A 5,706-nucleotide genomic window follows, 5' to 3' on the forward strand; every position below is an offset into this window, starting at 1 on the left:
GACAAGGGGGACAAGGGGGACAAGGGGGACAAGGAAGCAACTACCAACTACCCATTACCCATTACCAATTCAAAATCCAAAGTCCAATCTTCCAAAAAGGCAGTTGCGGTTAATCCTTTGAAGCAAAGTCAGCCTTTGGGTGCAGCCTTAGCATATTTAGGATTAAAAGGTGTGATGCCTCTGTTTCACGGTTCTCAGGGTTGTACTGCTTTCGCCAAAGTCATGTTAGTACGGCATTTTCGGGAAGCAATTCCCCTATCCACCACGGCAATGACCGAAGTTAGCACTATCTTGGGTGGCGAAGACAATATCGAGCAAGCAATCCTAACGCTGATGGAGAAATCAAAACCAGAAATTATCGGTCTGTGTACCACTGGGCTGACGGAAACTAGAGGCGATGACATGGAAGGTATCCTCAGAAGCATTCGCAAACGTCACCCAGAATTAACTGATTTGCCGATCGCATTTGCCTCTACACCTGATTTTAAAGGTGCATTGCAAGATGGTTTTGCCGCAGCCGTGGAAAGCATAGTCAAGGAACTGCCTCAACCTGGAGAAACCAGATTAGACCAAATCAATCTCTTGGTAAGTTCTGCGTTTACGCCAGGGGACGTACAGGAGATTAAAGAGATCGTCTCAGCCTTTGGACTAAAACCCATCGTCGTACCCGATCTTTCCGCCTCGCTCGACGGTCACTTGGATGATTCCTACAGCGCGGTGACGGGTGGTGGTACGACTTTGGCAGAACTCAGAGCGATGGGGACTTCGTTGTTTACCCTAGCACTAGGTGAGAGCGTGCGCGGTGCGGCGGAGATTATGCAAAAACAGTTTGGTATACCCTACGAAGTCTTTCCGCAACTAACTGGATTAGATGCAGTCGATGACTTTTTCCAAGGACTAGTAGATTTGAGCGGTAATGAAGTCCCAGAAAAATACTGCCACCAACGCCGCCAGTTGCAAGATGCCATGCTCGATGCTCACTTCTACTTTGGGCGCAAGCAAGTATCGCTAGCACTAGAACCAGATTTACTGTGGTCGATCGCTTGGTTTTTGCGATCGATGGGAACTGAAATTCATACCGCAGTCACAACCACAAAATCACCCCTTTTAGAGCAACTACCAGTCGAGAGCGTCACAATTGGTGATTTAGAAGACTTCGAGCAATTAGCAGTAGGTTCTGACCTGCTGATCGGTAATTCTCATACTAAAGCGATCGCCCGTCGCCTCGATACTCCCTTTTATCGCCTCGGTTTCCCCGTATTCGATCGCTTAGGTAACGGACAGCGTTGCACAGTCGGCTACCAAGGCACCATTCAGCTTTTATTCGATCTCGGCAACCTGTTTCTAGAGGCAGAGGAGCGAGGAGCGAGGAGTGAGGAGTGAGGGGAAGAAGAGAGCTGACCCAGCTGGGGGAGCTGGGGGAGCAACTACCAACCACCAACTACCAATTACCAATTACCAATTACTAATTACTAATTCGGAGGATCGGTATGAAAATTGCCTTCACAACTAACGACAGAGTTCATATTAATGCTCACTTTGGTTGGGCGAAAAAGATTGATGTTTATGAAGTTTCGCCAGAAGGGTATCAGTTTGTAGAAACACTCCGATTTGATGGCGATCTTAAAGAAGATGGTAATGAGGACAAATTACTGCCAAAAATTGAAGCCCTATATGATTGCACGATTGTTTATGTATCGGCAATTGGAGGAAGTGCAGCAGCTCGGTTAATTAAGAAGCGCATTACACCAATTAAAGCCAGATCTGAAGATGACGAAATTCTCGATATTTTGGAAAAGTTAGTTCAAACTTTGAAAGGCAGCCCTCCCCCCTGGTTGCGAAAAGCCTTACAACAAAAATCACCTAGTTTTGCACAATTAGAAGAGGAGGTAACTGTATGAGCGCTACTGAAACCACCAACCAAACTACTACCAACGAAGCCTTCAACTCTCTGTTTGTTCAAGAGTTAGCCAGACAAATTCGCGCCCAAGATTCCTATGGCTTTTATCGAAATTGGGCAGATGAATTAGTTATCAAATCCTATATTGTCAGCAAAGAGGCTAAGCGCAAAATTTCTGTAGAGGGCGATGTCGATCCCGTAACAAAAGGCAGAATTTTATCATTCTATCGGGCGATCGCGGCTCGAATCGAGCAAGAAACAGGTTTATTATCCCAAGTCGTTATCGATTTGAGTCATGAAGGTTTCGGCTGGGTACTTGTTTTTTCTGGTCGTCTGTTACTAGTTGCTAGAACCTTACGCGATGCTCAACGCTTCGGTTTTGATTCTTTGGAGAAATTAACAGCGGAGGCAGACAAGCTAGTTGACAAAGCGATCGATTTAGCTCAGCGTTATCCCGAAGTTGGCAAACTGTAAAAATAAAACATCTCAAAAGATTTGTATGGTACAAGTAACCAAAACTGCTGTTAACCCAGATATTAACGAGTTAAAAACTCAACTCAAAAAGCTTAACAGTAAAGCCGGACAAATGAAGATGGATCTGCACGATCTTGCAGAAGGTTTACCAACTAATTATAACCAACTGATGGATGTAGCAGGTCAGACTTATGAAATCTATCGACAGATTGACGAACTCAAGCAACAGTTAAAAAAGTTGGAGCGAGGAAAATGAGCAGAATAGCCCAATTTCAACAAATTGTCGATGCAGAGCAATATTTTGAGTTTTTTGGTTTGCCTTACGATGCTCAGTTTGTGAATGTGAATCGCCTGCATATTTTGCAAAAGTTCTCTAACTATATCAAAGCGATCGATCGCGATTCTCCCGATCTAAACGATGAGGAAAAGCTCGGTCAATATCGCCATGCTCTCCAGCAGGCTTACGACGTTTTTCTTGCTTCCAAACCTGTCGAACAAAAGCTATTCAAGGTGTTTAACGAGAAACCACAGAATGTAGTTTTGCTAACAGAAATTGGTACAGATTGAGGAGAAAAACTGTGTTAAACCTCACCCCCATCGAATTAGAACGCTACCGCCGCCAAATTATGCTTCCTGGTTTTGGCGAGTCAGCACAGCAACGCTTGAAATCATCAACAGTACTGGTGACAGGTGTAGGCGGGCTGGGTGGCACGGCGGCGCTTTACCTAGCGGTAGCAGGAGTTGGACGGCTCATTCTAGTACGGGGCGGCGAACTGCGACTAGATGACATGAATCGCCAAATTCTGATGAGCGATGATTGGGTAGGCAAACCCAGAGTTTTCAAAGCTAAAACAACACTAGAACAGCTCAACCCAGATATCCAAATCGATGCTATTTGCGAGTATGTCACGCCAGAGAACGTTGACGATTTAGTACAAGCTGCTGACGTTACCCTCGACTGCGCCCACAACTTCATCGAGCGAGATTTGTTAAATGCTGCCTGCGTGCGCTGGAAAAAGCCAATGGTGGAAGCAGCGATGAACGACATGGAGGCATACTTAACCACAATTATCCCCGATCGCACTCCATGTTTATCTTGCCTATTTCCCGAAAAGCCCGATTGGGATAAGCGCGGTTTTGGCGTTTTGGGTGCGGTATCTGGAACCCTAGCTTGTTTGACTGCACTAGAAGCAATCAAGCTGATTACAGGAATCGGTCAACCACTGCTATCGCAATTGCTAACGATGGACTTAGGCAGTTTAGAGTTTGCCAAGCGTCGCCCTTACCACGATCCTAATTGTCCGGTTTGCGGTACTCCTGCTTTCTCGCCCTATTCTACCTCGCGATTGCGCGATCGCTTCGATCCCCCATCCCCCTTAAAAAGCGGGCTAGTAGCACAATAGACTGCTTGCAAAAGTTAATTTTTAGTGAATGAGAACGCAGATTAACGCAGATTAAGAGTGAATGCAACCAAGATATCTTATCTCCCCCTTATCAAGGGGGATTAAGGGGGATCTTCAAGAGCTATGTATCCTAACCGAGAAGTGTCGATTCTCTAGCCTCTCATTCCTACCTACTAACTCAGGAGATTTATATGACCCTAACATTAACAGAAGTTGCAGAATTCCGGCTTCGTACCTTCCTGCAAGCTACTAGCAAAGAAGACAATTCCGCTCAACGAGGCATTCGTGTTGCTGTTGAGGATGGCGGTTGTAGTGGCTACCAGTATTCCTTAAACATTGCCAGCACACCACGGGCAGATGACCTTGTAGTAGAGCAAGGCAAGCTACGCATCTACATTGACTCGCAAAGCGCTCCGTTATTGGAAGGAGTTGTGATTGATTTTGTCGATAGCTTGCTAGAAAGCGGATTTAAGTTTAGCAATCCCAATGCTACCGATACCTGTGGCTGTGGCAAATCATTCCAAGCAGGCGATTGTACTCCTGCTGGTGTGCCATGTAGCTGAGTAGAAAAGTCAAAAGTTAAAAGTCAGAAGTCAAAACTTGTGGGGGTGGGTTTTTTGCAGATACTTGTGAAATCACAATTAGTTCTTTGATTTAACTAGCCCGTACAAAGATCGAATCATTTTGGAGGACACGACGATGACGACATATCAAGTGCATTTAATCAATAAAAAGCGATCGCTCGACATTACGATCCCTGTTGAAGAATCTATTACGATTCTGGATGCCGCAGAAGAACAAGGACTGGACTTACCCTTTTCCTGTCACTCTGGTTCTTGCTCTAGTTGCGTTGGCAAAGTGGTTGAAGGCGAAATCGATCAGTCCGAACAGGTATTTTTAGATGACGAACAAGTGAAGAAAGGATTTGTGCTTCTCTGTGTCGCCTATCCTCGCTCTGATTGTACGATCCGCACCCACCAAGAAGCCTATCTAGTCTGAGTACCCACGATATGTTTACTGACTTTACCATTTTTGGCTCCTCGCTCAGTTTGCTCCAACCTGGAGAACGGGGAGTCGTTAACGGAGTTGAGAGTGTGTACGAGGCTACGGTACAGGAACTCAGGGCAATGGGTATTGTACCTGGAGTCACCATTATTTTAGAACAGCGATCGCCTGCCTACAAGGTTATCGTAGGAGGCGATCGCCTGATTCTCTGCCAAAAGTCTGCTGATGCAATCTACGTCAGGTTGACGGCGCGATCGAATTCTGCCCCTATTCAAGCTGCTGGTATGGCTGGGGTACTAACTGCTCTATTCCAATGGTTGGGTGCAACTCAAAAAAATAATCGGCGAATAGAATTCGCGGAACCACACATTCAAAGTCCGCAAGGCAAGGACTGAATCAACTGAAATACATCTAATTTCTTACTTTTGACTTTTGACTTTTAACTTTTGACTTACTCAAGAGGAGACACTATGGCAACACTTACTGGTTTGACTTTTGGGGGTAAAACCTGGACACCCCAATTCGTACAAGAAATTAACCAAGATAAATGTATTGGTTGTGGTAGATGTTTTAAAGCCTGCGGTAGAAACGTGCTACTACTGCAAGCACTGAATGAAGACGGGGAGTTTGTCGAAGATGAGGAGGCTGAGGAAATCGAGCGCAAAGTCATGTCTATTGTTCATCCAGAATACTGTATTGGTTGTCAGGCTTGCTCTAGAGTTTGCCCCAAAAATTGCTACACTCATAGCTCGTTAGAACAAAATTAGATAGCAATTCTGTTTGAGTTGTAAACTACTCGTGAAGGTGGTCATTGGTCATTGGTCATTTGTTGTTGGTTGACAGTTAACGGTTAACAAGTAGTTATTCTCCCTTGTCCCCCTTGTCTCCCTTATCCCCCTTGTCCCAAAATACTCTAATTCCCAT

General features: G+C 45.3%; 10 protein-coding genes. All 10 read left to right on the forward strand.

All coding sequences use genetic code 11. The annotated features are described in order from the left end of the window. Positions 1-60: 60 nt before the first annotated feature. The 10 genes from nifN (at position 61) to fdxB (ending at position 5,549) form a co-directional block, all read left to right on the forward strand. Positions 61-1,383 (forward strand): nitrogenase iron-molybdenum cofactor biosynthesis protein NifN, encoded by a 1,323-nt coding sequence (gene nifN, locus C7Y66_RS29650; RefSeq protein ID WP_106168615.1) that lies wholly within the window; start codon positions 61-63, stop codon positions 1,381-1,383. A gap of 107 nt (positions 1,384-1,490) precedes the next feature. Beyond that, positions 1,491-1,901: a nitrogen fixation protein NifX gene (nifX, locus tag C7Y66_RS29655; protein ID WP_015156510.1), complete on the forward strand. Its 411-nt coding sequence runs from the start codon at positions 1,491-1,493 to the stop codon at positions 1,899-1,901. Next, a complete protein-coding gene (locus C7Y66_RS29660; RefSeq protein ID WP_106548282.1) occupies positions 1,898-2,374 on the forward strand; it encodes a NifX-associated nitrogen fixation protein in 477 nt (158 codons plus the stop codon). Before nifX ends, C7Y66_RS29660 begins: the two co-directional genes overlap by 4 nt. Positions 2,375-2,399: 25 nt before the next feature. Beyond that, positions 2,400-2,630 (forward strand): CCE_0567 family metalloprotein, encoded by a 231-nt coding sequence (locus C7Y66_RS29665; protein WP_106548283.1) that lies wholly within the window; start codon positions 2,400-2,402, stop codon positions 2,628-2,630. Next, entirely contained in the window at positions 2,627-2,941 is a 315-nt protein-coding gene (gene nifW / locus C7Y66_RS29670) for a nitrogenase-stabilizing/protective protein NifW (RefSeq protein WP_106548284.1), read from the forward strand. The genes C7Y66_RS29665 and nifW overlap by 4 nt, the downstream gene beginning before the upstream one ends. An 11-nt stretch (positions 2,942-2,952) precedes the next feature. Further along, complete coding sequence (locus C7Y66_RS29675) at positions 2,953-3,777, forward strand: HesA/MoeB/ThiF family protein (protein ID WP_106548285.1); 825 nt, start codon at positions 2,953-2,955, stop codon at positions 3,775-3,777. Between the two features lie 191 nt (positions 3,778-3,968). Next, positions 3,969-4,340, forward strand: a complete 372-nt coding sequence (locus tag C7Y66_RS29680) for an iron-sulfur cluster assembly accessory protein (RefSeq protein WP_106548286.1) — start codon at positions 3,969-3,971, stop codon at positions 4,338-4,340. Between the two features lie 136 nt (positions 4,341-4,476). Beyond that, the gene (locus C7Y66_RS29685) at positions 4,477-4,776 is read left to right on the forward strand and encodes a 2Fe-2S iron-sulfur cluster-binding protein (protein ID WP_015156504.1); all 300 of its coding nucleotides are present in this window, start codon (positions 4,477-4,479) and stop codon (positions 4,774-4,776) included. An 11-nt stretch (positions 4,777-4,787) separates the two neighbouring features. Then, complete coding sequence (locus C7Y66_RS29690; RefSeq protein WP_106548287.1) at positions 4,788-5,177, forward strand: FeoA family protein; 390 nt, start codon at positions 4,788-4,790, stop codon at positions 5,175-5,177. Positions 5,178-5,252: 75 nt separating this feature from the next. Next, the gene (gene fdxB / locus C7Y66_RS29695) at positions 5,253-5,549 is read left to right on the forward strand and encodes a ferredoxin III, nif-specific (RefSeq protein ID WP_106548288.1); all 297 of its coding nucleotides are present in this window, start codon (positions 5,253-5,255) and stop codon (positions 5,547-5,549) included. Positions 5,550-5,706: the final 157 nt, after the last annotated feature.

The organism is Chroococcidiopsis sp. CCALA 051 (assembly GCF_003015105.1).
Classification (GTDB): domain Bacteria; phylum Cyanobacteriota; class Cyanobacteriia; order Cyanobacteriales; family Chroococcidiopsidaceae; genus Chroococcidiopsis; species Chroococcidiopsis thermalis.